This is a genomic window from Agrobacterium sp. A3-95, assembly GCF_053521785.1.
Genome location: NZ_JBNWDR010000004.1, coordinates 363,025 through 388,695 on the forward strand (window position 1 = coordinate 363,025; position 25,671 = coordinate 388,695).

22 protein-coding genes and 1 pseudogene are annotated in these 25,671 nt (G+C 59.4%); 13 read left to right on the forward strand and 10 right to left on the reverse strand.

Going from position 1 to position 25,671, the window contains the following annotated elements; genetic code table 11:
• Nucleotides 1–152 precede the first annotated feature (152 nt).
• Nucleotides 153–986: a response regulator gene (locus ACQZ5Y_RS14040; RefSeq protein ID WP_003515447.1), complete on the forward strand. Its 834-nt coding sequence runs from the start codon at nucleotides 153–155 to the stop codon at nucleotides 984–986.
• A 31-nt stretch (nucleotides 987–1,017) separates the two neighbouring features.
• Here the strand turns inward: ACQZ5Y_RS14040 and ACQZ5Y_RS14045 are convergent, their stop codons facing one another.
• A complete protein-coding gene (locus tag ACQZ5Y_RS14045) occupies nucleotides 1,018–2,574 on the reverse strand; it encodes a phospholipase D family protein (RefSeq protein WP_174049489.1) in 1,557 nt (518 codons plus the stop codon).
• A 166-nt stretch (nucleotides 2,575–2,740) separates the two neighbouring features.
• Here ACQZ5Y_RS14045 and ACQZ5Y_RS14050 point away from each other — a divergent pair, with 166 nt between their 5' ends.
• Genes ACQZ5Y_RS14050 through ACQZ5Y_RS14060 form a run of 3 tightly spaced genes read left to right on the forward strand, consistent with a single transcriptional unit; the run spans nucleotide 2,741 to nucleotide 4,066 of the window.
• Nucleotides 2,741–3,055: an ArsR/SmtB family transcription factor gene (locus ACQZ5Y_RS14050; RefSeq protein WP_026330922.1), complete on the forward strand. Its 315-nt coding sequence runs from the start codon at nucleotides 2,741–2,743 to the stop codon at nucleotides 3,053–3,055.
• Complete coding sequence (locus ACQZ5Y_RS14055; RefSeq protein ID WP_174049488.1) at nucleotides 3,052–3,411, forward strand: SRPBCC family protein; 360 nt, start codon at nucleotides 3,052–3,054, stop codon at nucleotides 3,409–3,411. The genes ACQZ5Y_RS14050 and ACQZ5Y_RS14055 overlap by 4 nt, the downstream gene beginning before the upstream one ends.
• A 43-nt stretch (nucleotides 3,412–3,454) precedes the next feature.
• Nucleotides 3,455–4,066 carry an ATP-dependent Clp protease proteolytic subunit gene (locus tag ACQZ5Y_RS14060; RefSeq protein WP_013636224.1) on the forward strand — a complete coding sequence of 204 codons (612 nt, stop codon included), beginning with the start codon at nucleotides 3,455–3,457 and terminating at the stop codon, nucleotides 4,064–4,066.
• 43 nt (nucleotides 4,067–4,109) lie between these two features.
• Here the strand turns inward: ACQZ5Y_RS14060 and parE are convergent, their stop codons facing one another.
• The gene (parE, locus tag ACQZ5Y_RS14065) at nucleotides 4,110–6,230 is read right to left on the reverse strand and encodes a DNA topoisomerase IV subunit B (RefSeq protein WP_013636223.1); all 2,121 of its coding nucleotides are present in this window, start codon (nucleotides 6,228–6,230) and stop codon (nucleotides 4,110–4,112) included.
• Nucleotides 6,231–6,439: 209 nt separating this feature from the next.
• Between parE and ACQZ5Y_RS14070 the strand changes: the two genes are divergently transcribed.
• The 4 genes from ACQZ5Y_RS14070 (at nucleotide 6,440) to ACQZ5Y_RS14085 (ending at nucleotide 10,668) form a co-directional block, all read left to right on the forward strand.
• Entirely contained in the window at nucleotides 6,440–7,321 is an 882-nt protein-coding gene (locus ACQZ5Y_RS14070) for a dienelactone hydrolase family protein (protein WP_174049487.1), read from the forward strand.
• Nucleotides 7,322–7,535: 214 nt separating this feature from the next.
• Nucleotides 7,536–8,306, forward strand: a complete 771-nt coding sequence (gene tpiA / locus ACQZ5Y_RS14075) for a triose-phosphate isomerase (protein ID WP_003515430.1) — start codon at nucleotides 7,536–7,538, stop codon at nucleotides 8,304–8,306.
• A 115-nt stretch (nucleotides 8,307–8,421) separates the two neighbouring features.
• Nucleotides 8,422–8,880: a preprotein translocase subunit SecG gene (gene secG / locus ACQZ5Y_RS14080; protein WP_003515429.1), complete on the forward strand. Its 459-nt coding sequence runs from the start codon at nucleotides 8,422–8,424 to the stop codon at nucleotides 8,878–8,880.
• A 150-nt stretch (nucleotides 8,881–9,030) separates the two neighbouring features.
• A complete protein-coding gene (locus ACQZ5Y_RS14085; protein WP_035198927.1) occupies nucleotides 9,031–10,668 on the forward strand; it encodes a CTP synthase in 1,638 nt (545 codons plus the stop codon).
• A gap of 66 nt (nucleotides 10,669–10,734) precedes the next feature.
• Here the strand turns inward: ACQZ5Y_RS14085 and ACQZ5Y_RS14090 are convergent, their stop codons facing one another.
• Nucleotides 10,735–11,667 (reverse strand): alpha/beta hydrolase, encoded by a 933-nt coding sequence (locus ACQZ5Y_RS14090; RefSeq protein ID WP_174049486.1) that lies wholly within the window; start codon nucleotides 11,665–11,667, stop codon nucleotides 10,735–10,737.
• A 179-nt stretch (nucleotides 11,668–11,846) separates the two neighbouring features.
• The gene (gene fumC / locus ACQZ5Y_RS14095) at nucleotides 11,847–13,238 is read right to left on the reverse strand and encodes a class II fumarate hydratase (protein ID WP_026330925.1); all 1,392 of its coding nucleotides are present in this window, start codon (nucleotides 13,236–13,238) and stop codon (nucleotides 11,847–11,849) included.
• A 408-nt stretch (nucleotides 13,239–13,646) separates the two neighbouring features.
• Here fumC and ACQZ5Y_RS14100 point away from each other — a divergent pair, with 408 nt between their 5' ends.
• A complete protein-coding gene (locus ACQZ5Y_RS14100; protein ID WP_236762884.1) occupies nucleotides 13,647–15,584 on the forward strand; it encodes a L,D-transpeptidase family protein in 1,938 nt (645 codons plus the stop codon).
• Between the two features lie 67 nt (nucleotides 15,585–15,651).
• Here ACQZ5Y_RS14100 and ACQZ5Y_RS14105 read toward each other — a convergent pair whose 3' ends face one another.
• Both ACQZ5Y_RS14105 and ACQZ5Y_RS14110 read right to left on the reverse strand, forming a co-directional pair.
• Nucleotides 15,652–16,224, reverse strand: coding sequence for a hypothetical protein (locus ACQZ5Y_RS14105; protein ID WP_111796382.1), 573 nt, complete (start codon nucleotides 16,222–16,224; stop codon nucleotides 15,652–15,654).
• 23 nt (nucleotides 16,225–16,247) lie between these two features.
• Entirely contained in the window at nucleotides 16,248–16,940 is a 693-nt protein-coding gene (locus ACQZ5Y_RS14110; protein WP_174049485.1) for an HAD-IA family hydrolase, read from the reverse strand.
• A gap of 192 nt (nucleotides 16,941–17,132) precedes the next feature.
• On the opposite strand from ACQZ5Y_RS14110, the gene rpiA reads away from it, so the two are divergent.
• The 4 genes from rpiA (at nucleotide 17,133) to ACQZ5Y_RS14130 (ending at nucleotide 21,595) form a co-directional block, all read left to right on the forward strand.
• Complete coding sequence (rpiA, locus tag ACQZ5Y_RS14115; RefSeq protein WP_003515412.1) at nucleotides 17,133–17,828, forward strand: ribose-5-phosphate isomerase RpiA; 696 nt, start codon at nucleotides 17,133–17,135, stop codon at nucleotides 17,826–17,828.
• Between the two features lie 16 nt (nucleotides 17,829–17,844).
• Nucleotides 17,845–18,411, forward strand: coding sequence for a DUF2059 domain-containing protein (locus tag ACQZ5Y_RS14120; protein ID WP_003515410.1), 567 nt, complete (start codon nucleotides 17,845–17,847; stop codon nucleotides 18,409–18,411).
• 168 nt (nucleotides 18,412–18,579) lie between these two features.
• A complete protein-coding gene (gor, locus tag ACQZ5Y_RS14125) occupies nucleotides 18,580–19,968 on the forward strand; it encodes a glutathione-disulfide reductase (RefSeq protein WP_174049484.1) in 1,389 nt (462 codons plus the stop codon).
• Between the two features lie 250 nt (nucleotides 19,969–20,218).
• Nucleotides 20,219–21,595 (forward strand): class II 3-deoxy-7-phosphoheptulonate synthase, encoded by a 1,377-nt coding sequence (locus ACQZ5Y_RS14130; RefSeq protein ID WP_003515403.1) that lies wholly within the window; start codon nucleotides 20,219–20,221, stop codon nucleotides 21,593–21,595.
• Between the two features lie 67 nt (nucleotides 21,596–21,662).
• Here ACQZ5Y_RS14130 and ACQZ5Y_RS14135 read toward each other — a convergent pair.
• The 4 genes and pseudogenes from ACQZ5Y_RS14135 to map all read right to left on the reverse strand — a co-directional run bounded on the left by ACQZ5Y_RS14135 (nucleotide 21,663) and on the right by map (nucleotide 25,665).
• Nucleotides 21,663–23,403, reverse strand: a pseudogene (locus ACQZ5Y_RS14135) (TadG family pilus assembly protein).
• A 1-nt stretch (nucleotide 23,404) separates the two neighbouring features.
• Entirely contained in the window at nucleotides 23,405–23,827 is a 423-nt protein-coding gene (locus ACQZ5Y_RS14140) for a TadE/TadG family type IV pilus assembly protein (protein WP_003515401.1), read from the reverse strand.
• Between the two features lie 146 nt (nucleotides 23,828–23,973).
• Nucleotides 23,974–24,819: a RadC family protein gene (gene radC / locus ACQZ5Y_RS14145; protein WP_174049482.1), complete on the reverse strand. Its 846-nt coding sequence runs from the start codon at nucleotides 24,817–24,819 to the stop codon at nucleotides 23,974–23,976.
• 12 nt (nucleotides 24,820–24,831) lie between these two features.
• Entirely contained in the window at nucleotides 24,832–25,665 is an 834-nt protein-coding gene (map, locus tag ACQZ5Y_RS14150) for a type I methionyl aminopeptidase (protein ID WP_026330927.1), read from the reverse strand.
• Nucleotides 25,666–25,671 lie beyond the last annotated feature (6 nt).

The window sequence follows — 25,671 nt, forward strand, 5'->3', positions numbered from 1 at the left end:
TGGAAGCATTCGAAACACGGCCCTCCCTCGGGGGCCGTGTTTTCTTTTGGGTAAGCATGTATGCCGACTGTTTTCGGGCAAAAGTGTTATTAATCATTCTGAAAAATACGCCTGCTAATTTCCCGTGAAAGACGACGGGGGACTGGGACAAAATGAATTTTCTGGGCATTACGGGCATGCAATATTCTGGTGTGCCATTTACCAATTGCCGCATTTTGCTTGCGGAAGATACCAATGTGTTCACCCAGATGGTGAGCATGCGCCTGAAAGAATTGCTGGGCGTTTCCGTGGAGGTGTGCCGTAACTTCGAGGAGTTGCAGGCGTGCTACGAACACTCGGCCGAACCCGTGACGCTTGCGATTTCCAACATCAATCTTCCGGGGGCGGAAAATGGCGAGGCGCTGGAATATCTGATCGATCTTTCGATCCCGACCATCGTTTTCACCAGCACGTTCCATGAGGCGACCCGCGAAACGCTGATCGCCAAGAATGTGGTCGACTACATTCTGAAAGACAATATCTTTGCCGTGGACATGCTGACGGAATCCATCTGTCGGTTCCTCACCAACCACCGCCACCATGTGCTGATCGTGGATGACAGCCCAACGGCGCGGGCGCTGCTTTCCAGCCGCCTCAAGCGTTATAATTTCCGCGTCAGCCTTGCCGATAGCGGTGCGAAGGCGCTCGAAATCCTGAAGGCCAATCCCGATATCGGGCTGGTGGTGACCGACTACAATATGCCCGATATCGACGGTTTCGAACTGACACGGCGCATCCGCACCGTGCGCGGCTCGCACGAGTTGCGCATCATCGGCGTTTCCTCTTCCACCAACCGGCTTTTGTCGGCGCGGTTCCTGAAGGCGGGCGGTAACGATTTTATGCTTCGACCCTTCATCGACGAGGAATTTTATTGCCGCGTCAATCAGAACCTCGACACGCTGGTGCAGATACAGCTGGCCAAGGCTGGCGTGAGACCGGCGGCCTGACCGGACTTTTCGTTATCAAAGCCGCGATAAGTCAAAGCTGAGACTCGAGCGGCAGGAACCGCATGATGCCGGCGACGATCCGGCGGCTGATGGCAGCGTCCGGTTCGCGTCGGTATGTCTTCGGCTGGCCGTGTTCTTCGGTCATCCAGACGATGCGATTGCCGTTGTCTATATCCAGCTCGAAGCTCATTGAGCGGCGGATCTCTTCGCTGAATATCTCGTCCATGCGCGCAACCAGCGGGGCTGAGGTGAAAACGACGCCCATTTCCGTGTTGAGAGACGCGGAGCGTGGATCGAAATTGAGCGAGCCAATATAGCCGGTCTTGCCGTCGCGGGAAAAAGCCTTGGTGTGAAGGCTCGCCTGTCCTGAACCGCGAAGCGTAAAGCTTGGCTGGTCCGCCTGTGCACGCAGTTCATGCAGTCGCACCCCGCCCAGCAGAAGCGGCTTTCGATACCGTGCGTAACCGGCGTGAACGGCGGCAACATCTGTAGCAGCCAGCGAGTTGGTGAGGATGGCAACCGAGACGCCGCGCTCGGCAAGGTTTGCGAAAATGTCCAAGCCCTGTTTGCCGGGAATGAAATAGGGGGAGGTGATGTGCAGGCTGTCATTTGCCGCCTGCATCAGCGGCAGCAGGCTCTCCATCAGGAAGTTGTGGCCGTTGCGGCGTTTTCCCGCTGCTTTTTCCGGCGGGTCGGCAAGCACGTCAGCTTCATCGACCCAGTGCAGGCGGTCCGACATCAGGAAATGTCCGCTGCCATATTGGTTTTCGACGCGCTCGAGATAAGGTTTGGCAGCCTCGCCTTTCGGCAGCGCAGCAAGCTCGCGCCTTAACCTGGCAAGCTTGCTCGGCCTGCGCGCCAGAAGCGAGCGCACGGGAACGGAAACGGCGCTGTTCCAGTAGTCGTCGAAGATTTCGGTGGCATCCGCAACGATCCTGCCGAAACCGAGAATGTCGAAATCGTGGAAATTGGCCCGTTCGGCGGCATCGAAATAGGCGTCGCCAATATTACGGCCGCCAACGATCGCGGCGCGTCCGTCGGCAATCCACGCCTTGTTGTGCATGCGCCGGTTGACGCTTCGGAACCGGAGGACCAGTTCCAGGCTTCGATACAGGATGTTTTCCCGCGCCCTGGTTGGGTTGAAGAGCCGCAACTCGATATTGGGATGGCTGTCGATGGCGTGGAAAATGCGGTCAGACATCGAGACGCCGAGATCGTCCAGAAGCAGCCTCACGCGCACGCCGCGATCAGCCGCTGCAATGACCTCGCGCATCATCAGCCGACCGGTCAGATCGGCGTTCCACATATAATACATCAGATCAAGGCTGCGCCCAGCCGCCCGCGCCGCAGCCATGCGCACTGCAAAGGCATCCAGATTGGAATGCAGCAGGCAGAGCGCGTTTTTCTCGTTCCAGCCGTCCCTTATCGACTGCCAGTGGCGGTCGAGCCCGGTCGCATCCTCGGCAACGGGCAGGGCAGTTGAGGGGCGTTTGGGAATGGCCTTTTCCCGCTGCTTGCTGATGACAACAAACAGGGCTGGTCCGACGACCAGCAGCACCATGGCGATAAAGACCGTAAATGCAGTCACTTGTTTTGATCACTCCCGGCCTGAAGGTTATCAGGCCAGGTGAAAACGCGCGAGCACATAAAGCGTTCACGGCAGAAGAGGGCGCGGGAGCGAAAAAGCCTGCCTTGCGAAGCGAATGCAGGAGGCGGGACTTGTGAATCACATAAGTGTATGCTTATCTGTTGTCATGACAGAGAATGATATTTTCCGGGCGCTGGCCGATCCGACACGCCGCGCTATTTTCGAAAAGCTCGCGGATGGTGCCCAGAACGCTTCCGCCTTGCGTGAGGGTATCGATATCAGCCAGCCGGCCATGTCGCAGCATCTTGCCGTGCTGCGGGGGGCGGGGCTGGTCGTCGAACGGCGGCAGGGTCGTTTCGTCAATTACGAGGTCGATCCGGATGGGCTGACACGGATTGCGACATGGCTTGGCAAATACCGCGCCTACTGGCCGCAGCGCGTAGAAGCACTCAAGCTCTTGCTGAAGGATATGGATCAATGAACAGGGAACTGCCCGCAGCACCGAAACCCGGTATCGAGCTGGAATATGATCTCGATGAGCCGCCGCAAAAAGTCTGGCGTGCGATCAGCATTCCGGCCTTCCGTGAAAACTGGTTGCCGAAGGAGGCTTTGGCTGAACCCGAGGCGATCAGGATCACCCCGGGGAAGGAGGTCTGCTACAGGATACGGGATGACGTTCCGCCATTTTTGGAAAGCACCGTCACCTTCAGTATTGCATCCAACGCGAGCGGCGGCACCAGCCTGCGGGTCATTCATGAGTTGCCCATCACCGGTTCCGGTCGGATGACAAAGGCCGCCGCAAACCACAACCGTTCGCCCATCAAGCTCGCCGCCTGATCCACCACATTTCCTTACATTTTCAAACGACAGGAGTTCGCCGATGCGCGAAGCGATGCAACTCGTCCCTATGGTAGTTGAACAATCCGCTAGGGGAGAAAGGTCCTTCGACATCTATTCCCGGCTGTTGCGGGAAAGGATCATCTTTCTCAACGGTGAGGTCAACGACGCTGTTTCCGCGCTTGTCTGCGCGCAACTGCTGTTTCTGGAGGCGGAAAACCCGAAGAAGCCGATCCATCTCTACATCAATTCTCCAGGCGGCGTCGTGACCAGCGGTCTCGCAATGTATGACACCATGCGCTACATCCGCGCGCCGGTTCATACTCTGTGCATGGGGACCGCCCGTTCGATGGGCTCGTTCCTGCTTATGGCGGGCGAACCGGGCGCGCGGGCGGCATTGCCCAACGCCAGCATCCTCATTCACCAGCCGTCCGGCGGGTTTCAGGGGCAGGCGTCGGATATGCTCATCCATGCTGAAGAAATCAGGCAGACAAAGCACCGAATGACGCGGCTTTATGCCGAGCATTGCAAACGCAGCTATGACGAGTTTGAAGCGGCAATGGATCGCGACCGTTTCATGACGGTGGAAGAGGCACTGGAGTGGGGTTTGATCGACCGCGTTCTGGACGTTCGCGAAGATGTGGCGGCGGCATGACTCAAATCGTCCCGGTTGGCGCATGGCTGGCCGGGACGGTTGATCAGATATCCAGATTATCCGCGAAGGCAGCGCGTTCCTGAATGAAGCGGAAGCGGGCATCCGCCTTGGTGCCCATCAGATTGTCGACCGCCTCGCGGGTGCCTTCGAAATCCACGTCGTCGATCTCGACGCGCAGCAGGGTGCGCTTTTCGGGATCCATGGTGGTTTCCTTCAACTGGGCCGCCATCATTTCGCCAAGGCCTTTGAAGCGGCCGATTTCGACCTTCTTGCCCTTGAAGACGGTTTCCATCAATTCGGCGCGGTGGGCGTCGTCGCGGGCATAGGCGCTCTTGGCACCCTGACGGATGACGTAGAGCGGCGGCACCGCGAGATAGAGGTGGTTGCCACGAATGAGTTCCGGCATTTCCTGATAGAAGAAGGTGATGAGCAGCGAGGCGATGTGAGCACCATCGACGTCGGCATCCGTCATGATGATGATGCGTTCGTAACGAAGATCCTCTTCGCGGTACTTGGTGCGCGTGCCGCAGCCCAGCGCCTGGATGAGATCGGCGATCTGCTGGTTGGCGGAGAGTTTTTCACGGCTGGCGCTGCCGACGTTGAGGATCTTGCCGCGCAGCGGCAGGATGGCCTGATTGGCGCGGTTGCGCGCCTGTTTGGCCGAGCCGCCAGCCGAGTCACCCTCAACGATGAAAAGCTCGGCATTCTCAGCCGTGTTCTGCGAGCAGTCCGCCAGCTTACCGGGCAGGCGAAGCTTGCGCACCGCCGTCTTGCGGTTGACTTCCTTTTCCTTGCGGCGGCGCAGGCGTTCTTCGGCGCGCTCGATCACCCAGTCCAGCAGCTTCGCCGCTTCGCCCGGATTGCCGGTGAGATAATGGTCAAAGGGATCGCGTAGCGCGTTTTCGACGATGCGCTGGGCCTCGACGGTCGCGAGCTTGTCCTTGGTCTGGCCGACGAATTCCGGCTCGCGGATGAAGACGGAGAGCATGCCCGCTGCCGAGATCATCACGTCATCGGTGGTGATTTCCCTGGCGCGCTTGTTCTGGGTCAGCTCCGCGTAGTTCTTCAGACCCTTGGTGAGCGCGATGCGGAAACCGGCCTCATGCGTACCGCCTTCAGGCGTCGGGATGGTATTGCAATAGGAATGGATCTGCGTGTCGCCGCCATACCAGGTCACAGCCCATTCCAGCGCGCCGTGGCCACCGGTCTTTTCGGTGCGGCCGGAGAAAATCTCGCGGGTGACGGTGAATTCCTTGCCGAGCGTGGCGGCCAGATAGTCCTTCAGACCACCGGGGAAATGGAACACGGCCTTTTCGGGGATTTCGCCACCGGCGGGCACCATGCCGGGATCGCAGCTCCAGCGGATTTCGACGCCGCCGAAGAGATAAGCCTTGGAGCGGGCCATGCGGAAAATACGGGCCGGTTCGAATTTTGCGTGATCGCCGAAGATCTGCGGGTCCGGATGGAAACGCACGCGGGTGCCGCGTCGGTTGTGCACGTCACCCAGTTCTTCGAGACCGCCGATCGGCGCACCGCGCGAAAAGCGCTGGCGGTAAAGCTTGCGGTTACGGGCGACTTCCACTTCCAGAAGATCGGACAGCGCATTGACCACGGAAACGCCGACGCCGTGCAGGCCGCCGGAGGTTTCATAGGCCTTGCCATCGAACTTGCCGCCGGCATGCAGCTTGGTCATGATGACTTCGAGCGTCGACTTGCCCGGAACCTGCGGATGGTTTTCCACCGGAATGCCGCGTCCGTTATCGGTCACGGTGAGGAAACCCTCGGTATCGAGATGGACCTCGATGAAATTGGCGTGGCCTGCGACGGCCTCGTCCATGGAGTTGTCGATGACTTCGGCAAAGAGGTGGTGCAGCGCCTTCTCGTCGGTGCCGCCAATATACATGCCGGGTCGCATGCGCACCGGTTCCAGCCCTTCGAGCACGCGGATCGACGAGGCACCGTAGTCGTCACCGGAAGGAGACACGGGCGCTGGGGGCGGGGGCGTCGTGACGGCCGCAACGGCTGCTGGTTTCGGCTGCACGTTCACGTTCGCGGCTGCGGACACCGGGGCCTTCACGGGTTTTGCCGTGTCCTCGTTCTTTTCCGTTTCGCTGTTTGGTGCCACCGGAAGACCGGAGAAGAGATCGTTGCTATCGTCCATCATGTCCAAGGTTCAAAAAAGCGTGTCGTCAGAATTTCGCCAAGCGAATCAGTATGCCAATAGGGGCAAGTATAGCGCCAAACGTGCAGGGCGTGTGGCCTAACGCGGCGCACCCTATGCCACGACTATGTCAGGGTTTCGCAACAGGAGGATTGCGCTGCCGCCCTGGCAATGGCAAGTCTCGCAGCCACGAATGAACGGTTAACCAAGTCATGTCCACAGCTCATTTCACGTTTTGTACTCTTTTCTGCCTGACTGTTGCGGCGATGCCGGGCGGTGCCGGGGCGGCGGACGGGCCGCTGCGGCCGTTCAAGGACGAGCTGTTTTCCAGCCAGACAGTGCTTTCCACGGCCGATGGCGGCGCATCTGAGGTGATCGATTATCAGGAGATGCGCGATATCAACGGCCGCGACGAGGTACCGGAACGCCGGGTGAAGCGGCAATATGTGGATATGGCGCCCAAGACAGCGCAGGCGATGGAATCCGTGACGGTTGAGGGCAGGGCGCTTGAGGTGGGCCGAGTCGGGCCATCATCCGGGCAGGCCTTCACCGTGATCTTCATTCACGGGCGCGGCGGCGACCGGCGGCTTGGCATGAACGACTATACGTTCGGCGGCAATTTCAACCGGCTGAAAAATCTGGCTGTCGCCAATGGCGGCACCTATTATGTGCCGAGCGTACGATCCTTCGATGCCAATGGCGTTGCCGACGTTTCCGCGCTGATCGCCTATGCTGCTAGCAAATCCGGCGGCAAGCCGGTGGTGTTGGCCTGCGCCTCCATGGGCAGCTTCATCTGCTACGGCATCAGCCGCGACAAGGCGACGGTCGGCAATCTCAAGGGCATGGCGATCCTTGGCGGCGCGGTCGATCCCGATTTTCCGAAAAGCGCCTTTGCGAAAGCCAAAAAGCCGGTGTGGTTCACCCATGGCAGCGCCGACAAGGTCTATTCCGCCGACAGTCAGGCGACCATCTTCCGCACCTTGCTGAAGGCGGGAGAGCCGGCGCGCTTCACGCTTTTTGAGACAGGCACGCATGGAACGCCGGTGCGCATGACCGACTGGCGGGCGGTTTTGAACTGGATTTTGAGCCGATGAGGTCCAGTTTTGGTTCGACAGGCGCGAATTTCGGCACATTGACTGACGTTTTGAAGCTTATGACTGCTTTTTTGTACCAATTGTCATCAGCTGCGTTTAAGGAAATATTCCGGGATTTCCGGCAGGGTTTCTGTCGCGATTAGGGGCCGCCTGGCGGCTGAGGTAAGGGGTGTTCGCGCAAGCGGCTCTCCGAGACAAAGGGAATGGGATACGCATGACGCCGAATGTTCGACCGCTTGTAGCCGGAAACTGGAAGATGAACGGCACCCGTTCGTCGCTCGATCAGATCAAGGCCATGGCAGAGGGCGTCAAGGGCGCGCTTTCCGAAAAGGTGGATGCGCTGATCTGCCCGCCATCGACGCTTCTTTATGTGGCAACCGCGCTCTGCGACGACAGCCCGCTGATGATTGGCGGACAGGATTGCCACCAGAATGTTTCCGGCGCGCATACGGGTGACATTTCCGCCGAGATGATTGCCGATTGCTTCGGCACCCATGTCATCGTCGGCCACTCCGAGCGTCGCACCGACCATGCCGAGACGGATCATCTGGTCCGCGCCAAGGCCGTTGCCGCCCATCAGGCCGATCTTATCGCCATCGTCTGCATTGGCGAGACGGCGGATGAGCGCAAGGCGGGCCAGACGCTCGATATCCTCAAGCGCCAGCTCGCCGGATCGCTTCCGGACGAGGCAACCGCCGAAAACACCGTCATCGCTTATGAGCCGGTCTGGGCGATCGGCACGGGTCTGACGCCGACCACGCAGGATGTGCGCGAGGCCCATGCCTTCATGCGCGACGAGCTGGTCAAGCGCTTTGGCGATGAAGGCAAGACCATGCGGATTCTTTACGGCGGCTCGGTGAAGCCTGCCAATGCGCTGGAACTGATGGGTGTCGAGAATGTCGACGGCGCATTGATCGGCGGCGCGAGCTTGAAAGCCTCCGACTTCCTTTCCATCTATGCGGCATACGAGCAACTGACGGCTTGAGACACGCTTTCCTGCCACAGTGGCGGGAAAGGGGCTTGGAATAAGCCTTCGCCTCATGTAAAGAGCCGCGAAACCTTCTTTGTAGTGCTCCGCGCGGGGCATGGAATGGATTGTCATGCAGACCGTTTTGATTGTTATTCACCTCATGATCGTGCTGGCGCTTGTCGGCGTGGTTCTGATCCAGCGTTCCGAAGGCGGCGGCCTCGGCATCGGCGGCGGTTCGGGCTTCATGTCCGCGCGCGGAACGGCCAATGCGCTGACCCGCACGACGGGTATCCTTGCCGCGCTGTTCTTCGTGACGTCGCTCGGACTTGGTCTTCTGACCCGGTACGAATCGCGCCCGACGGATATTCTGAACCGTATTCCGGCCACGCAGGGTCAGGGCAACGGCATTCTCGACACGCTCGGCCCGGCACAGACGCCGGCAACGCCGGCTCCGGCTGAGAATGGCGTTCCGACCAACAGCGGCGCTGCAGCACCTGCGCAGACCGCGCCTGCGCCGGCCACTGCTGGTGAAGCCGCTCCGGCACCGGCCAAGCCCGCCGATCCGAACGCAGTTCCGACCGGTCAATAAGCCCGGTTATGATTTAACGCTCCGGCAGGCCAAAAGCCTGCCGGTTTTCTTTTGTTCGCATTTCGCCACATCCCATTGCCAATTCGTCAACAGCGAATTTGCAACAGCATGAAATTTGGGCTGGCGGAATCAGAGGTAAAAAGGTATCCGGTGAATCCCATGGCGCGATATGTATTCATCACAGGCGGCGTGGTCTCCTCTCTCGGTAAGGGCATCGCAGCTGCGGCACTCGGAGCATTGCTGCAATCCCGTGGTTATCGGGTGCGGCTTCGCAAACTTGACCCCTATTTGAACGTCGATCCCGGCACGATGAGCCCGACACAGCACGGCGAAGTGTTTGTGACGGACGACGGTGCCGAGACGGACCTCGACCTTGGCCACTATGAACGCTTTACGGGGCGTTCGGCGACCAAGACCGACAACATCACCACTGGCCGCATCTACAAGAACATCATCGACAAGGAACGCCGCGGCGACTATCTCGGCGCGACCGTTCAGGTCATTCCGCATGTCACCAACGAGATCAAGGATTTCGTGACCGAAGGTAATGACGAGTACGACTTCGTCATCTGCGAAATCGGCGGCACGGTGGGTGATATCGAGGCGATGCCGTTCATGGAGGCGATCCGCCAGCTCGGCAACGACCTGCCGCGCGGCACTGCAATCTATGTTCACCTGACGCTGATGCCTTACATTCCGGCGGCCGGCGAATTGAAGACCAAGCCGACCCAGCATTCCGTGAAGGAACTGCAGGCGCTTGGCATTCATCCCGACATCCTGCTGGTGCGCGCCGACCGGGAAATCCCGGAAGCGGAACGCCGCAAGCTTTCGCTGTTCTGCAACGTGCGTCCTTCCGCCGTCATTCAGGCGCTGGATGTTGCCAACATCTATGACGTTCCGATCGCCTACCACAATGAAGGTCTCGATTCGGAAGTGCTGGCCGCTTTCGGTATCGAACCGGCGCCGAAGCCGCGTCTGGAACAGTGGGAAGAGGTCTGCAACCGTATCCGCACGCCGGAAGGCGAGGTAACGATTGCGATCGTCGGCAAATATACCGGCCTCAAGGACGCCTACAAGTCGCTGATCGAGGCGCTGCATCACGGTGGTTTTGCCAACCGCGTCAAGGTCAAGCTGGAGTGGATCGAGTCGGAAGTCTTCGAAAAGGAAGATCCGACGCCCTATCTCGAAAAGGTCAACGGCATTCTGGTGCCGGGCGGTTTCGGCGAGCGCGGTTCGGAAGGCAAGATCATGGCGGCGCAGTTCGCCCGTGAGCGCAACGTGCCCTATTTCGGGATCTGCTTTGGCATGCAGATGGCAGTCGTGGAAGCGGCGCGTCATCTGGCTGGCATCGAGAATGCCTCCTCCACCGAATTCGGTCCGACGGCTGAGCCCGTCGTTGGCCTGATGACCGAGTGGGTAAAGGGCAATGAGCTGGAGAAGCGCTCCACCAAGGGCGATCTCGGCGGCACCATGCGTCTCGGCGCTTACAAGGCAGCGCTGAAGAAGGACACGAAGATCGCCGAAATCTACGGTTCCACGGATATTTCCGAGCGCCACCGCCACCGTTACGAGGTGAATGTGGACTATAAGGACCGGCTGGAAGAGTGCGGCCTCGTCTTCTCGGGCATGTCTCCTGATGGTGTGCTGCCGGAAACGGTGGAATATCCTGACCATCCCTGGTTCATCGGTGTGCAATACCACCCGGAACTCAAGAGCCGCCCGCTCGATCCGCATCCGCTGTTTGCCAGCTTCGTCGAAGCGGCGGTGGAGCAGAGCCGGCTGGTTTGACGGTTTGAATGAGATGAAGAGGGCCGCTTTTGCGGCCCTTTTTTATTGGGGTGCGCAAAGAAAGCGTCAGGCCAGAAGGTTGTGCTTCCTCAGCCATGCCTCATACCATCCAGGCCATTCTTGCGTGGGGGTTCCGGGCTTGCCCATGCCGAAGCCGTGGCCGCCAGAAATGATTGGGTGAAATTCGACATCGACATCCGCCTTCTCGCACGCCTGCTGCATGATACGGCTATTGGCGGGATTGGAAATCCGGTCGTCATCCGCCTGCGTGAGGAAGACCGGAGGGCAATCTTTGCTCACATGGCTTTCCACTGACCACTCTCGTGTTGCCTCCTCTGTCGGGTGCCTGCCGATAAGTGACCTCCGGGTCGATGTGTGGTCATAGGGCGCTGCAAGCGTGATGACCGGATAGATCAGGGCCGCAACATCCGGCCGGGCTGATTGCCTGTCGATGTCATCGACTGCTTCGTAAGACGCAAAAGCCGAGCGAGCGGCGGCCAACCCCATCAAGTGCCCGCCCGCAGAAAAACCAAGTGCGCCGATCCTGTGCGGATCGATCTGCCGGTCCGAAGCGCGTGCACGCACCAGACGAAATGCGCGCTGCGCATCCTGAAGCGGTGCCAGCGGTCCAGCAGCCCATCCTTCAATCGGCAGACGATAGGTGAGGACAAAAGCATAAATGCCTCTGGCCGCGAGCCAGCGTGCGGCGGGATAGGACTCCTTGCCTTCCTCGATGCGTTTATATCCACCGCCACCTGCAATGATCATTGCGGAACCATTTGGCTTTGCGGGAGCGAAAACCTCCAGGCTCGGTACGGCAATGTTGGTGACAGCGCCTTTTTTGCTTATATCCGGGACGCCGTTCGGACCACCGCCTCCCGGAGGCGGGCCGGGCCAAAGCGAAATCCATTGCCGATCGCCTTGCGCAAACAGACTTGGGACTTTCATGGCCGTGGCGAGGAAGGCACCACCAAGAAGCAGGCTGCGGCGGCAGATCATGATGTCATCCTCAATCGTGCACCTGGTTTCGGCATTCTCTCCGGAAGAACAGCTTACGGGGACGATTTAAAAACACCAAGAGTGGTCAGTACCGGGACATCCCAATGCTATGACCAATCGAACAAACAAAAAACGGGCCCGAAGGCCCGTTCTCTATTCCAGCGATAATCCCGACCGGCTTACTTCGGGCCGATCATGTTTTCCGGGCGCACATACTGGTCGAATTCCTCGTTCGTGAGGTATCCGCCGCCGACGGCCTCGTCGCGCAGTGTCGTGCCGTTCTTGTGCGCGGTCTTGGCGATCTTGGCGCAGATGTCGTAGCCGAGCTTGCTGTTGAGAGCCGTGACGAGCATCAGCGAGTTCTCGACGCCCTTCCTGATGTTGTCTTCGCGGGCTTCGATGCCGACGACGCAGTTGTCGGTGAAGGAGACGGCGGCATCGCCCAGAAGCTGGACCGACTGCAGGAAATTGTAGGCCATCATCGGATTATAGACGTTCAGTTCGAAGTGCCCCTGCGAGCCTGCGAAGGAGAGCGCTGCATTGTTGCCGAAGATGTGGGCGCAAACCTGCGTCAGCGCTTCCGACTGCGTCGGGTTGACCTTGCCCGGCATGATCGATGAGCCGGGTTCATTTTCCGGCAGCGACAATTCGCCAAGACCGGCGCGCGGGCCGGAGCCGAGGAAGCGGATGTCGTTGGCGATCTTGAACAGGGCTGCTGCTGCGGCATTGATCGCGCCATGCGAGAACACCATGGAATCGTGCGAGGCAAGCGCTTCGAACTTGTTCGGCGCCGTCACGAACGGCAGGCCGGTGATCTTGGAAATCTCTTCGGCAACCTTTTCAGCGAAACCGACGGGGGCGTTCAGGCCCGTGCCGACCGCCGTGCCGCCCTGGGCAAGCTTGGAAAGTGCGGGCAGGGTGAGTTCGATATTGGCAATCGCCGAGGCGACCTGCGCGGCATAACCGGAAAACTCCTGGCCGAGCGTCAGCGGCGTGGCATCCTGCGTGTGGGTGCGGCCGATCTTTATGATCTTTTCGAACTGCTTGACCTTGGCTTCCAGCGCCGTGTGCAGGTGCTTGAGGGCCGGCAGCAGGTGGTGAACGATCTCTTCCACGCAGGCGATGTGCATTGCCGTCGGATAGGTGTCGTTCGAGGACTGGCTCATATTGACGTGGTCGTTGGGGTGAACCGGCTTCTTGGTGCCCATTTCTCCGCCGAGCATCTCGATTGCGCGGTTGGAAATCACCTCATTGGCATTCATGTTGGATTGCGTGCCGGAGCCGGTCTGCCAGACGACCAGCGGGAAATGCTCGGTCAGCTTGCCGTCGATGACTTCCTGTGCAGCTGCGATGATTGCGTCGCCTACCTTGGGGTCGAGGCCTGCAAGCGCCATGTTCGCACGGGCGGCGGCCTGCTTGACGATGCCGAGCGCGCGAACGACAGAGGCGGGCTGCTTTTCCCAGCCGATCTTGAAGTTGCCGAGCGAGCGCTGCGCCTGCGCGCCCCAATAGCGATCGGCCTGAACTTCAATGGGTCCAAATGTATCGGTTTCCGTCCGTGTGGCTGTCATCAATCTTGCCTTTTTACTCGTTTTCCTCCGCCAAAACGGCACTTCGCCCGCCTTGCGCGCGCCGATATATAGAATCATCGCGCTGGCAATGAAAGCGTTGCGAGGCATGCCTGGCAGATATTTCCCTTGGGACAGGGCGATTTTGGCGCTCATCCTGCCCGGTTAAGAAAAAGACCTTGGCGTGTCATTTTTACTACGTCGATAAAAGCCCGGAAAACCGGGGTTTCACCGGCTTGGAACGGCTTGGCCAACCACGGCAAAGTGAATGAAATAAATAGAAATTTAACCATTCTCGCCAATTCTGGAAATTACGTTTTTATGGTTTTGGCCGTAATATGAGGTTCATTTCGGGTGCGTTCTGGACTTCGGCGTTTTCTTTTCAACGGGCCGTCTATCGGCTAGACAAGCATGAAACTGGATGCTCCGTCTTCGTTGGCGGCGCTGGGTGCTACGAGGATCAAATTGCAAGTCACATCTGGAAAAACATCGGCAGCGCTGGTGCTGGCTCTCGGTCTTTCCGTTTCCACCGCTCTTCCCGGCAGCGCCGGCGCGGTAACGCTGATGGACCTTTTGCGTGGCGGGCCTGGCAAGGTTGCGCGCGATCGCGGTGAAATGCCGCCAGCCGGTATCGTCACCTCGCCGCCGACGGTCGGACCGAGCGCCGATGCATCCGATCCCGAGCCTCTGCCGCGTGTTTCCGGTCCACGTTATTACGATTACAAGGCCGATACCGCACGCGCTGTGAACACCGCCAATTTCGGCGAGGGTCTTGCCAATGTGAAGTTCAGCGCCACCCCCGAAATCGGCAAGGCTCTGGAAGCCTATTACGGTGCCGGCGGCAAGGCGCTCTGGGTTTCGGACGGCGAGCTGACTGCCCGCGCGAACGCCGTCATGGCGTTTTTGGAGACTGTTGGCGAAAGCGGCCTCGATCCGGCCGATTACAGCATTTCAGTACCCGCAAAGGACGTAACCGCCAGCATCAGCGCAGGCGCGAACGCATCCGGCACGCCGGTGGAAGTGGCTTCCGCATCGACCTCCGACGCCTATCAGCGCGCGCAGATGCAGTTCGAGCTTGCGCTTTCCGCCAAAGTCCTGGCCTATGTGCAGGATACGACGCGTGGCCGTGTCGATCCGAACCGGCTGTCCGGTTACCACGATTTCAAGCGCAAGACGGTGAACCTTGCGCCCGTGCTGAAGCTTGCAGGCCTCAGCCCGGATATCGCAGCCTATCTGCGCAGCCGTGAACCTTCGAACGCCGAATATCTGGCGCTGAAGGCCGAACTGGCCCGGTTGCGCAGCGAGGGTGATGCGGCCAACACGGTCAAGGTCCCCGCCGATCTGGTGCTGAAACCCGGCAACAGCAGCGGCGACATGGCGAGCGTCGTCAAGGCAATCGAACATCGCGCTTCGCCTGCCTTCAAGGCGGAACATGCGGCGATCATTTCCGGCTACCAGCAGACGCCGGATTATACGCCTGATCTCGTTGATCTGGTGAAGGCATTCCAGAGCGAAAACGGCCTGAAGGCCGACGGCGTCATCGGCCGCGCGACCGTGCGTGCCATGGTCGGCGAAAGCAACGACGCCCGGATTGCCAAGGTGCAGGTGGCGATGGAGCAGATCCGCTGGCTGCCAGCCGATCTCGGCCAGCGCTACGTCTTGATCAACCAGCCCGCCTTCATGGCCTATTACCACAATGACGGACAGGAACAGTTCGGCATGAAGGTGGTGGTCGGCTCCAAGGCCAACCAGACCTACTTCTTCCAGGACGAAATCCAGACCGTCGAATTCAACCCCTATTGGGGCGTTCCGCAGTCGATCATCGTCAACGAGATGCTGCCGAAGCTGCGCCGCGATCCGTCCTATCTCGACCGTCTGGGTTATGAGGTGCAGGTGGGTGGCCGTGCGGTTTCTTCCACCAGCGTCAACTGGTTCGGCTCGACCAATGCCGTTTCGGTGCGTCAGCCGCCAAGCAGCGACAATGCGCTGGGCGACCTGAAAATCCTGTTCCCGAATGCGCATGCTATTTACATGCATGATACGCCTGCCAAAAGCTTCTTCAACCGCGATATGCGGGCGCTGAGCCACGGCTGTATCCGTCTGGTCGACCCGCGCCGCATGGCGGCCGCTGTTCTTGGCACCAGCGTCGACAAGGTCAACGAGCAGATTGCAGCGGGCAAGAACCGCGCCGTGCAGGTGCCGGTGAAGATACCGGTCTACGTGGCCTATTTTACCGCCTGGCCGGACAAGGCCGGCAAGGTGCAGTTCTTCGACGACGTCTACGACCGTGACAGCTACGTCCAGAAGGCGTTTGCGGTAACGACGAAGGCGCGGGCCGCGTCGATTTGATAGAAATCACATTGAGAAAAGAAAGCGCCGGAAACGGCGCTTTTTTTGTTTCTGCGACTGCCAGTTACTATCGTAGCGACGATGCCGTAAAAAGCGTGAATGCCAGTTCGCCATCGCCGTCGAGCATGTTTGCGCTCAACAGCGCATCTTCCAGCGATGATTTGCGGATGAGGAGTTGGTAAAAGAATAGATGAACGAAAAGCGGTGTTGCCGCACCATCGGGATAGCCGTGTGAGGCTATGTAGGCGTGCGCTCGACCTTCGATGAATACTTTGGCGAAATCCTGCGAACCCGTGCAGCAGGCGGTGCTGAACACCACTGTGTCCCGCAGGTCGATGTTACCAGAGAGAATGTCGGCGTGCATGCTGCCGTCTTTCAGTTCTGTTCGGGTTATCTCCGTGTCGCACTCGCCGACGACTAGGCCGTTTTCATCGCCATGACCGCTGATGATGAGGTAGGGCGGCGGGTTGTCTGGCTGTTTCAGGCAGACCAGAATGTCTTCCGGCGTGCCGGGGAGATAAAGCCTTACCGATGCGCCTAGGCTTTCCAGCATTGCCCTCAAAAGCAGGGCCTCGCCAGAATCGCCGACGGCGACAATGCCGACGGCGGTGCGAGGGAAAAGGAAATTGCGATCGACCATGGCGAGCCTGAGAGTGTTCCGATTTATGCAGCGGCGTTGCGTTCTATCAGCAGCCTTCCCACTAGATCTGGCGTTAGCGTTGCAAAATCATCTATCACGACATCTGGTTCGAGTTCGGCCATCGGCACATCCGAATAACCGAAGGTGACGCCGATCGATGGGACTGCCGCATTTTTGGCGGCGAGAATGTCGTTGATGCTGTCACCTACCATGACCGAGCGCTGCGGGTCGCCGCCAGCCTTTTCGATGGTGCCGAGAATATGGCGCGCATCAGGCTTGCGGAAGGGGAAGGTGTCGCCACAGGTGATGGCGGCGAAATATCGGGTGAGATCCAGTTTTTCGAGCAGCGGGAGCGCAAGGATTTCGGTCTTGTTGGTGCAGACCGCGAGCGTGATGCCAGCTGACGAAAGCGCATCCAGTACGCTGACGATGCCGGGGTAGGGGCGGCTGTCGCCGGGCATTTCCGCGCGATAATGGTCAATGAAACGCTCGTACAGCGGCTCCAGTTCGGCTTCCGGCAATTCTACCTGACGCAGCGCGAAGGCCCGCTTGATCATCACGCGCGCGCCCTGGCCGACGAGATGCGTCAGGTCGTCATAGGTAACGGGGGCAAGACCAGCTGCGGCGATGGTGTGGTTGAGGCTCGAAACGAGATCGGCGGCGGTGTCGACGAGCGTACCATCGAGGTCGAAGATGGCGAGCGGGCGGGATGTCACGGGAACTGGCCTCTTGAGAGAATGCTTTTGGCGATGATATCGATGCGTTCGTTGTGGCCAAGCCTAGGCAAACGGCTTTGTCTTTGCAACCGCGCCACAACGTTCTGTTCGTTGCCTGCAAAAATGCTTTCGTTTGGCTTTCGACCCGTGTAAACAGCACGGCGACGACAAAGCTACCGGAGTTTCAGGCACATGGATGCCCGCCAGATGAAGATCAAGGCCGCCGAGGCCGCATTGTCCCATGTGCAAGACGGGATGCGACTTGGTATCGGCACGGGCTCTACAGCTGAGGAATTCGTCAGGCTTCTGGCGGAAAAGGTTGCTGCAGGCCTGAAGGTCGAAGGCGTACCGACATCCGAGCGTACTGCGCGCCTTTGCGTGGAGCTTGGTGTGCCGCTGAAATCCCTCGATGAATTGCCGGAACTGGACCTTACCATCGATGGTGCGGACGAAGTGGATCACGGCCTGCGACTCGTCAAGGGTGGTGGCGGTGCGCTTCTGCGCGAAAAGATCGTGGCGGCGGCATCCGCCCGCATGATCGTCATCGCCGACCAGAGCAAGGTTGTGGAGACGCTTGGCGCCTTTCCGCTTCCCATCGAAATCAATCCGTTCGGTCAGGTGGCGACACAGATCGCCATCGAGAAACTGGCGGCGCGGTCCGGCCTCTCGGGCGACCTGACGATGCGTTCGTCGGGCGACGGCGCCTTCATGACGGATGGTGGACACCTCATTCTCGACGCATCTTTTGGCCGTATTCCTGATGCAGAAGCGCTTGCACGCGAGCTGAACACTATCCCCGGTGTTGTCGAGCACGGACTTTTCATAAATTTGGCATCGCTTGCCATCATTGCGGGTCCTGAAGGCGCCCGCGTGATGCAGGCAGTATAACAGGAGCGAGATTTTCATGATCAAACTAGCGGGACTGGGCAAAGCTGCCGCTGCTTCGATCCTCATTTCCGGCATCGTGTTCGGTACTGCCGCACGCGCTCAGGAAATTTCGGAAGCGCATATCGCTGCCGCACGGCAGGCGATCGCCTCTCTTGGCGTTACTGACCGTTTCGACGATATCCTGCCGGGTCTGGCGGAACGTCTGAAGGCCGAACTCATTCAGGCATCGCCGAATGTGCAGGACGTGATCACCGCGACTGTCGACGCCAAGGCACTTGAGCTTGCGCCGCGCCGCGCCGATCTGGAACGCGAGGCAGCACTCACCTACGCGCGCGCCTTCTCCGTCGAAGAGCTGAACGCCATCTCCACCTTCTACAGCAGCGAAGCCGGCAAGAAGCTTCTGAAGGACGGCCCTATCGCCACGCGCGAACTGATGAAGGCTGCCGACATCTGGGCCGCGGGCATCAACCGCGATCTGAACACCTCCAGCATGACCGAATTGCAGAAGGTGGCCGGCGCTGATCTGAAGCCGCTTCCGGCCGATCAGGGCAACACCGGTGGCGCTCCGGCTCACAAGCCCTGAGTGAAATAGATAGAGCGTCGGGTCCCAAAGCTCACGTTCAGAAATATTCAAAGCCCGGCCGCAAGGTCGGGCTTTTCATTTGTGCGTCGCAGCACCTATATGTGCCATGAATACGCCACAGCCCGCCTTGAGGCCGATGGCACGTGGTTTTGATCAGGGGTTTTGACTATGACAGCTTATGACTACGATCTTTTCGTTATCGGTGGCGGCTCGGGCGGGGTGCGCAGCGCTCGCGTGGCCGCCTCACTCGGCAAGCGTGTGGGAATTGCCGAGGAATACCGTTACGGCGGAACCTGCGTCATCCGTGGTTGCGTGCCGAAGAAGCTGTTCGTTTATGCCTCGCAATTTCCTGAGCATTTCGAGGATGCCGAAGGTTTCGGCTGGAGCGTTGGCGAGCGTCGTTTCGACTGGAAAAAACTGATCGAAGCGAAAGACAGGGAAATCACCCGTCTCGAAGGGCTGTACCGCAAGGGTCTGGATAACGCCAAGGCCGATATTTTCGACAGCCGTGCAGAGCTTGTCGATGCGCATACCGTGAAGCTGACGAAGACTGGTGAGACCTTCACGGCCGAGCGTATCGTGATTGCCGTTGGCGGTACGCCGAACGAACACAAGGCGCTGCCCGGCCACGAGCTGACGATCTCCTCCAACGAGGCTTTCGACCTGGAAGAGCTGCCGAAATCGATCCTGATCGCTGGCGGTGGTTACATCGCCGTGGAATTCGCCAATATCTTCCACGGACTCGGTGTCGAAACGACGCTGATCTATCGCGGCAAGGAAATCCTTTCGCGCTTCGATCACGATATGCGCAAGGGCCTTCATGAAGCGATGGAAGCCAAGGGCATTCGCATCATTCTTGAAGACGTCATTCAGGAAGTGGGCAAGGACGGTGCGGGCGGCTTTGTGGCACGGACGAAGCAGGGCAACTCGCTGCATGTCGGCCTGGTGATGCTGGCGCTCGGTCGCGATCCGAATACGCATGGTCTAGGCCTTGAAAATGCCGGTGTGAAGGTGGATGCGCGCGGCGCGATCATCGTCGATGAGTATTCGCGCACGAGCGTTCCTGGTATCTTCGCACTGGGCGACGTCACCGACCGGGTACAGCTGACGCCGGTGGCGATCCACGAGGCCATGTGCTTCATCGAAACCGAGTACAAGAACAACCCGACCAAGCCGGACCACGAGCTTATTGCCACTGCGGTGTTCTCGCAGCCGGAAATCGGCACGGTTGGACTTTCTGAAGAGGAAGCGGGCAAGAAATACCCGGAACTGGAAGTCTATCGCGCGCAGTTCCGTCCGATGAAGGCAACGCTGTCCGGGCGTCAGGAAAAGACGATCATGAAGCTGATCGTCAATGCCGCCGACCGTAGGGTCGTCGGCGCGCATATTCTCGGCCACGAGGCGGGCGAAATGGCGCAGCTCCTCGGCATCACGCTGAAGGCCGGATGCACCAAGGACGATTTCGATCGCACCATGGCGGTTCATCCGACAGCGGCCGAGGAACTGGTGACGATGTATTCGCCAAGCTACCGCGTGGTGAACGGCGAGCGCGTGTAACGCCGTCGCTTGCGCGACGTGATCACGTCTCCGCCTTGCTCGCCACCACTTGAAAACCGTTGTTTTCCGGGTGGTGGCGGGTTTATTAAATCGTTTGAATTGACTTTTATGCACGTTAAACGCCCAAAACGGGCGGAATGGGCCCGATGGCCCTGACATCGGCTATGCAAAGCCTGTGCTTGGAGCTATAAGCCGCTCAATTTTTCGAGGCGGTCGTGCACAAATGCGCGGGCGAGAAAAGGGTAAGGACATGGCACAGAATTGGACACCCGGCAGTTGGCGGCAGAAACCGATCCAGCAGGTTCCCGAATATCCTGACGCGGCAGCGCTTGCGGCGACGGAAGCCACGCTTGCGACCTATCCGCCGCTCGTTTTTGCCGGTGAAGCCCGCCGCCTGAAAAAGCAGCTTGCCAATGTGGCAGACGGCAACGCCTTTCTGTTGCAGGGTGGCGATTGCGCCGAAAGCTTCCTCGAGCATGGCGCGGATAATATCCGCGACTTCTTCCGCGCTTTCCTGCAGATGGCTGTCGTCCTGACCTATGGTGCGCAGCTGCCGGTGGTAAAGGTCGGTCGTATTGCCGGTCAGTTCGCCAAGCCCCGCTCTTCGAACGTGGAAGTGCTCGATGGCGTGACGCTGCCGTCCTACCGCGGCGACATCATCAACGGCATCGAGTTCAATGAGACCTCGCGTGTGCCGAACCCCGAGCGTCAGCTCGACGCGTACCGCCAGTCGGCGGCGACGCTTAACCTGCTGCGCGCTTTCGCAATGGGCGGCTACGCCAACCTTGAAAACGTCCACCAGTGGATGCTCGGCTTCATCAAGGACAGCCCGCAGGCGGATCGTTACCGCAAGCTGGCTGACCGGATTTCCGAGACCATGAACTTCATGCAGGCAATCGGCATCAGCGCAGAAAACAATCCTAGCCTGCGCGAAACCGATTTCTTCACCAGCCACGAGGCTCTGCTGCTCGGTTACGAAGAGGCGCTGACCCGCGTCGATTCGACCTCCGGTGACTGGTATGCCACGTCGGGCCACATGATCTGGATCGGCGACCGCACGCGTCAGCTCGACCATGCGCATGTGGAATATTTCCGCGGCATCAAGAACCCGATCGGCCTGAAGTGCGGACCGTCGCTGACGCCGGATAATCTGATCGAGCTGATCGACGCGCTGAACCCTGCAAACGAGGCCGGCCGTCTGACGCTGATCTGCCGTTTCGGCCACGACAAGGTGGCGGACAGCCTGCCGAAGCTCATCCGTGCCGTGGAGAAAGAGGGCCGCAAGGTCGTCTGGTCGTGCGATCCGATGCATGGCAACACCATCACGCTCAACCACTACAAGACGCGTCCGTTCGAGCGCATCCTGTCGGAAGTCGAAAGCTTCTTCCAGATCCACCGTGCCGAAGGCACACATCCGGGCGGCATCCACATCGAGATGACCGGCAAGGACGTGACCGAGTGCACCGGCGGCGCCCGCGCCGTGACGGCGGATTCGCTGTCGGATCGTTACCACACCCATTGCGATCCGCGTCTCAACGCCGATCAGGCACTGGAGCTGGCTTTCCTTCTGTCCGAGCGCATGAAGAGCGGCCGGGACGAGAAGCGTCTGGCAATTGCTACTGCCTGACAGAGGCAGATCGAACAAAAAAGCCGCCGGATACTGCCGGCGGCTTTTTTTATGGTTGTCGGCCTGACTACTGGACGAGTGCCGGCTGCTGGCAGCGAACGTCAGTGACGCGCACATCGGCTTCGCCGATCTTGACGCCGAGTACCAGCAGCACGTTTGTAGAGCAGCTGATCCACGGGCGCCGTGACTGCCGCGAGCGTGTTGGCAAGCGCTGACTGGATGCCCGCCAGACCTCCCAGATCGATGTTGAGGAAGAGAAGCCTGATATCCAGATTGAGGTTCTTCAGCAGTGAACTGACAAGAGTGGTAACGGTATCCTTGGTGGAAACACTCTTGATCTTGGCCTGGGTGATATCCGACTGGGTAAAGGTCAGCTTGGTCTTCGTCATGTTCGTGGCATTGATGAGGGCGCTGCCATTGATGGCGAGCAGGGCCGAATCCACGATCGCGGTCTTGGTGACGCGCGGATCCTTGCCGAAATTGGCAAAGGCCGTGGTATCGACATTGCCAAGCGCGATTTCTGCGACGCCGGGAACGACTTCGACATCGACCGTACCCTGTCCGCCGCCCGTGCAGCGAATGTCGGCGAGCCGCGCTTCAGCATGGGCGACTTCCACATAAAGCGGAATATTGACCTTCAGACCGGCAATCGCCTGAAGCCCGTCAACCACGACACTGACCGCCAGACGGGTTTGTGCGGTGCGCACCACGGTGCCCTGGCCGCCGACGGCAAGCGACGGCGTTTCGACGGGTGGCTCACCGATGGCGAGCGTCGTCTTGACCGAGGCTAGACCGAGAAGATTGGCGTTGAGGTTGAGCGCCAGCTGGTTGCCGCCATTGCCTGCCACGGCGGCGGCGTTGAGGAGATCGAAGACGCCTGCGGTGACCTTGAGGTTTTCGCCGCTACCGATCAGCTTGTCCGAGAACGGGCCGAGATTGAGAATTTCTTCAAGCTTGAGCTTGATGTTGCTCTTGTTGGCGGTTTTTGCCAGCGTCTTCAGAATGTTGGCCACAGCCGGCTGCAGGCCGGTGGTCTTCGTCAGCGCGTCCAGGAATTTGCCGTAGGTGATTTCCGTCTTCAGGACATCCTTGTAGGTGCCGGCTGTCAGGTTGAGATCGACAGCCAGCGCTTCGATGACATGCAGCGCGTTGACATCAGCAGCCACAAGCGCCTGGTAATCCATAACCTTGAGCGAGACCGTGGTGCCGAGCAGGCCGCCGAGCAGGCTGTTCAAAATGCCTTCATCGAGGCTCGCCAGTCGCGAGCCCACCGAAAATGCCGCGATCTTTTGGGATGAGGCCGTTCCGACCGCGGAAATCTTGGGCGGCGTGGTGAAGGCGGAGGCAAAGAATATCTGGCCCTTTTCGACGATATTCACTTTCATCGCATTGGTGGGAAGTGCATTTTCGACAAAACGCTGGCCAACAGGCAGGGTCGCGTCCGGCTCATAGTGACCTTTGACGACTTCGGCATAACCGTTGCTCTTGGCAAATTCGTTCAAGGGGTCGAAAGGTTGAAGACCGTCCACGGTCAAGAGGCCATTCGGTGTCTTGACCCCGAGATTCATGCCGTTGAGGGCGAAATATTGCTGGACCGCCTTTTCGGGATCAGCGGCATTGGCCGCCGCTGATATGGCCGCAAGATCGGCGGTCTGCTGCAATTGCCGCTTCTGCAGGGTCAGATAGCCATAATCGACGCCAAGCGCCAATATGCCGATGAAAAGCGGTGCGGTAAGCCCGGCCGAGATGGCGATGTTGCCTGTGCGATCCTTCAGGAAACGGGGAAGCAAAGAAGAGATATTTTGCATGTCATGCTCCTCCGATCCGGATTGTGGAAAAACGCCGGATGACCGGCTCGGGCAGGGTGTAGCTGTAGAGGCTCCAGATCGGCAGATCACGGGCGTCATATTCCACCTTGACCGTGAACTGGTTGGCATTGGCGGGATCGGTGGCGACGTTGACCGTGAAACGCGTCTTGTCCATGAAGGCGTAGCTGAGGTCACTTTTGGTGACGAAATCACGGGCCAGCTGCTGGCGCTCGGTCGTATTCAGTCCGGCAACAGCCGTCCTTGCCGCGTCGGCGGCGATCTGCTGCACAGAATAGGCGGCCATCAGGTAGATACCGTAGGCAATCATTGTCAGCAGGACGAGAAAGAAAATCGGCGCGACGATGGCGAACTCGACAGCGGACGAGCCGGATCGATCACGAAGGAAATGCACTCCATTACGCATAAAGCACCCCCGTTTCTTCAGGCACCAAAGTCAGATGCCTTTATTCTTATTTTCGGAAATGCTAATTTATAGGTGTTAATTTTGTATTGATGTCGCTCTTATGGGTTGCAGGCCGGGAAAGGCCTTCGCGTTAATGCCCATGGATTTCAGATCAGCCGAAGCCCTTTGAAGCTGGCGTGGCCGTCTTTGCCGATGATGATGTGGTCGTGCACCGCTATCCCCAGCGGCTTTGCCGTATCGATGATGGTTTTGGTCATCTCGATATCGGCACGCGAGGGGGTAGGGTCTCCACTCGGATGATTGTGTATTAAAATCAAAGCCGTAGAGGAAAGTTCGAGGGCGCGGCGCACCACTTCGCGCGGGTAAACCGGCGTGTGGTCCACGGTTCCCTGACCCTGCACCTCGTCGGCGATCAGGACGTTGCGCTTGTCGAGGAACAGGATGCGGAATTGCTCACGGGTTTCATGGGCCATGGCGGCATGGCAATAGTCGATGACCGAAGACCAGGAGCCGAGAATCTGCTTGTTGCGGATTTCGCCCTTCAGCATGCGCTGGGAAACGGAGGCGACGAGCTTCAGATCGAGCGCCACGGCCTCACCCACGCCCTTCACCTCCTGCAACAGCGGCAGCGGCGCGCCAAGCACCCCGCCAAGGGTACCAAAGCGGGCGATCAACGCCTTGGCGATGGGTTTGGTATCACGCCTTGGTATCAGCCGGAAAAGCAGAAGCTCCAGCAGTTCGTAATCGGCAAGGGCGGTATCGCCGCCGTCGCGATAACGCGCCCGCAACCTGTCCCGATGGCCGTGATAGTGTGCGATCTCCGCTTCCGGCTCCGCAACGGCTGCGGGGTGTTCCGAGGTCTTATTCACCGCACTTCGCGGTTCGGCAAAGAAGCCGCGCTCATCCGTTGCGTCGAACAGATCGCCGTTTCCCGCCTGAAAGCCGGAGGTCGATGGAAGATCGGCGGAAGGCGGGGCAGGGCGTTTTGCCATGGCGGTCTGGCCTTATGCGAGTGGCGGCAGGCCCGGACGGTCAAAGCCGCCCGGCGACAGTGTGAAGATTTCGCAACCGGTCGCGGTTACGCCGACCGCATGTTCGTATTGCGCGGAAAGGGAGCGGTCGCGCGTTACTGCCGTCCAGCCATCGGAGAGCACCTTCACATGCGGCTTGCCGAGGTTGATCATCGGCTCGATGGTGAAGATCATGCCCTCGCGAATCTCCGGGCCTTCGTCCGGGCGGCCGTAGTGCAGGATATTGGGGGTGTCGTGGAACAGGCGTCCAACGCCGTGGCCGCAGAAATCACGCACCACCGAGCAGCGTTCCGCCTCGGCATAGGCCTGAATAGCCGCGCCGATCGCGCCGGTGCGCACACCCGGTTTCACTGCCGCGATGCCGAGCATCAGGCATTCATAGGTCACTTCCATCAGACGTTCAGCTGCGCGCTTGATCGTGCCAACCGGATACATGCGGCTCGAATCGCCGTGCCAGCCGTCCAGGATATAGGTCACGTCGATGTTGACGATTTCGCCTTCGCGCAGCGGCTTTGCGTCCGGAATGCCGTGGCAGACCACATGGTTGATAGAGGTGCAGACGGATTTCGTATAACCACGGTAATTCAGTGTTGCCGGCAAAGCGCCATGGTCGGCGCCGAACTCGAAGACGAAACGGTCGATGGCATCAGTCGTCACACCCGGCTTGACGATTGCCGCCAGTTCGTCGAGGCAACGCGCCGTCAGCTGGCACGCCTTGCGCATCCCGTCGAAATCCTCAGGGGTATAAAGGCGGATGACGCCGGTATTCTTGAGGGGGGCGGAGGCTGCGTCGATATAGGTGACCATCATAGT

Coding starts and splice junctions, on each gene's coding strand:
- ACQZ5Y_RS14105 (WP_111796382.1), bottom strand. CDS start 16,224: ATGGTCGATCGCAATTTCCTTTTCCCTCGCACCGCCGTCGGCATTGTC.
- ACQZ5Y_RS14040 (WP_003515447.1), top strand. CDS start 153: ATGAATTTTCTGGGCATTACGGGCATGCAATATTCTGGTGTGCCATTT.
- ACQZ5Y_RS14130 (WP_003515403.1), top strand. CDS start 20,219: ATGGCACAGAATTGGACACCCGGCAGTTGGCGGCAGAAACCGATCCAG.
- ACQZ5Y_RS14060 (WP_013636224.1), top strand. CDS start 3,455: ATGCGCGAAGCGATGCAACTCGTCCCTATGGTAGTTGAACAATCCGCT.
- ACQZ5Y_RS14070 (WP_174049487.1), top strand. CDS start 6,440: ATGTCCACAGCTCATTTCACGTTTTGTACTCTTTTCTGCCTGACTGTT.
- rpiA (WP_003515412.1), top strand. CDS start 17,133: ATGGATGCCCGCCAGATGAAGATCAAGGCCGCCGAGGCCGCATTGTCC.
- gor (WP_174049484.1), top strand. CDS start 18,580: ATGACAGCTTATGACTACGATCTTTTCGTTATCGGTGGCGGCTCGGGC.
- ACQZ5Y_RS14050 (WP_026330922.1), top strand. CDS start 2,741: ATGACAGAGAATGATATTTTCCGGGCGCTGGCCGATCCGACACGCCGC.
- ACQZ5Y_RS14140 (WP_003515401.1), bottom strand. CDS start 23,827: ATGCGTAATGGAGTGCATTTCCTTCGTGATCGATCCGGCTCGTCCGCT.
- parE (WP_013636223.1), bottom strand. CDS start 6,230: ATGATGGACGATAGCAACGATCTCTTCTCCGGTCTTCCGGTGGCACCA.
- radC (WP_174049482.1), bottom strand. CDS start 24,819: ATGGCAAAACGCCCTGCCCCGCCTTCCGCCGATCTTCCATCGACCTCC.
- ACQZ5Y_RS14100 (WP_236762884.1), top strand. CDS start 13,647: ATGAAACTGGATGCTCCGTCTTCGTTGGCGGCGCTGGGTGCTACGAGG.
- ACQZ5Y_RS14090 (WP_174049486.1), bottom strand. CDS start 11,667: ATGATCTGCCGCCGCAGCCTGCTTCTTGGTGGTGCCTTCCTCGCCACG.
- map (WP_026330927.1), bottom strand. CDS start 25,665: ATGGTCACCTATATCGACGCAGCCTCCGCCCCCCTCAAGAATACCGGC.
- secG (WP_003515429.1), top strand. CDS start 8,422: ATGCAGACCGTTTTGATTGTTATTCACCTCATGATCGTGCTGGCGCTT.
- ACQZ5Y_RS14055 (WP_174049488.1), top strand. CDS start 3,052: ATGAACAGGGAACTGCCCGCAGCACCGAAACCCGGTATCGAGCTGGAA.
- tpiA (WP_003515430.1), top strand. CDS start 7,536: ATGACGCCGAATGTTCGACCGCTTGTAGCCGGAAACTGGAAGATGAAC.
- ACQZ5Y_RS14120 (WP_003515410.1), top strand. CDS start 17,845: ATGATCAAACTAGCGGGACTGGGCAAAGCTGCCGCTGCTTCGATCCTC.
- fumC (WP_026330925.1), bottom strand. CDS start 13,238: ATGACAGCCACACGGACGGAAACCGATACATTTGGACCCATTGAAGTT.